The sequence below is a fragment of the Streptomyces sp. NPDC096012 genome (assembly GCF_040426375.1).
Classification (GTDB): domain Bacteria; phylum Actinomycetota; class Actinomycetes; order Streptomycetales; family Streptomycetaceae; genus Streptomyces.
On sequence record NZ_JBEOTD010000095.1, the window covers coordinates 1 to 1795 of the forward strand.

The 1795-nt window shown below is 70.2% G+C and carries 1 protein-coding gene and 1 pseudogene; both read left to right on the forward strand.

Going from position 1 to position 1795, the window contains the following annotated elements:
• Positions 1-160 precede the first annotated feature (160 nt).
• Positions 161-746: pseudogene (locus ABVB68_RS36700) on the forward strand (LLM class flavin-dependent oxidoreductase).
• A complete protein-coding gene (locus ABVB68_RS36705; protein WP_353605561.1) occupies positions 743-1183 on the forward strand; it encodes a nucleoside deaminase in 441 nt (146 codons plus the stop codon). The pseudogene ABVB68_RS36700 and the gene ABVB68_RS36705 overlap by 4 nt, the downstream one beginning before the upstream one ends.
• Positions 1184-1795: the final 612 nt, after the last annotated feature.

Sequence of the window (1795 nt, forward strand, 5' to 3'; positions counted from 1 at the left end):
CGGATCATCGACCAGTCGACTCCTGCCTCCTGAAGACGGCGCAAACGCGTACGCATCTCTGCCTGGTCCCGAGTCTCAACAACGAGTTCCCACTGGGACCGATCCCGGCATCCTGCGTGAATGGGCGCGACTCGCGGAAGGCCTCGGCTTCGGCGCCCTCATGGTGTCGGACCATGTGGCGTGCCCAGCCGCACCGTGGTGGTGAGACCGGCCAGCCACGACAGGGTGGTGAACGGCAATCGCTTCGTCCTCGGGGTGGGCGTCGGCTGGGCCCGGCAGGAATTCGAGGCGCTGGGCCTGCCGTTCACCGCGCGTGGCCGACTGACGGACGAATGTCTCGGCATCCTCCGGGAAGCCCGGGACGCGGGGCGCCAGGAGGGCGACGTTCCCGTCTGGGTCGGCGGCCACAGCGAGGCGGCCCTGCGGCGCGCCGTGAGATTCGGTGACGCCTGGCACCCGCTGCGGCTCCCCCCCCCATACGCGCGGTGGTGGGACGGCACGCGCTGCCGGGGTTCGCGCCCCGCATCGCCCTGCGCATCACCAGCGCACCGGTCGATGCCTCCGACCGGCCAGCCGGCGTCGGCACCGTCGAACAGATCCTCGACGATCTCGAGCAGTTGCGCCTGCTGGGCGCGGACACCGTCGTACTCGACCCCTACCACGGAGACCCGGAAGAGACGCGCCGGCCCGAGGCGGCATGGCGGGCACTCACCATCGTGGCCACCCACTGGAGCACTCGATCATGATCACCTCGGCCGACGAGGCCCTTCTGCGGCGTGCCATCCGCATCGCCGCCCACGCGGTCACCCTGGGCGACGCGCCGTACGGTTCCCTTCTTGCCGGACCGGACGGCACCGTGCTCGCGGAAGCCCACAACACGGTCCGTCGGGACCACGACATCACCGCCCACCCGGAATTGAAGCTCGCCCGCTGGGCCGCCCGCGAACTCGACCCTGACACGGCTGCCCGTACCACCCTGTACACGAGCTGCCAGCCGTGCGGCATGTGCGCGGGCGGCATCGTCCGTTCTGGCATCGGCCGGGTCGTCTACGCGCTGTCGACCGAACAACTCGTCGCGCTCAACCCGCCGTCGGGCGCCTGGCCGACGGTGCCGCACGACGGCCCGGCCCTTCACGACGAGGCGCGCGACCCCGTGGCGGCCTATCACCGGTCCACCCGATGACCAGATCCGGCAGTCCGTCCGGCACCGAAGGCCAAAGAGGGGTGCGGGCAGGCCGGTGAGCGCGAACGGGACCTGCTGGCCATGCCGTGTCCCTGACCGCTGAGCAGCAGTCCCGGCAGAATGCCCGGCACGTGTCCGCCCCCCCGCCACCTGGCTCCTGTATCTCCAGGAGGTACGGGACTACAGCGCGCTCGCCGCGGGTAATGGCCTTCCTCCCGCTGGCCGGCGCCATCACCGTGGCCTCGGCGAGCGGGACCAGGTGGTCGCTGTCCAGGCCGCGGGCGCCGTTGAGGTAGCGCTTTGCCGTGTTCGTAACCGGTGCGGTCGGCCCGCACCGGTAGCTGGTCGAGCGCATCGCGCACGGGAAGGATCACCGTCTCCCCGGCGGGTGCGAGTGCGATGGTGCGGCCGTGGCGGCAGTGTGGACGGTGACGGAGAGGAATTGCGCGGCGAAGACGGTGGCTGAGGTACGGGTGAAGCGCATGGAGCAGGTGGCCTTCGAAGTCCCGAACGTCCTTAGTACTGCAACGGTGCTTGCGGTGGCTGATGGCCAGTCAGGGACTGTGTCCGCGTCGTTTGTAGTGGCTGATGCGAGCCTGGTTTTGTCGTCGT

Bases quoted from the DNA above. Each gene is read 5' to 3' on its own strand.
- ABVB68_RS36705 (WP_353605561.1), top strand. From the start codon at position 743: ATGATCACCTCGGCCGACGAGGCCCTTCTGCGGCGTGCCATCCGCATC.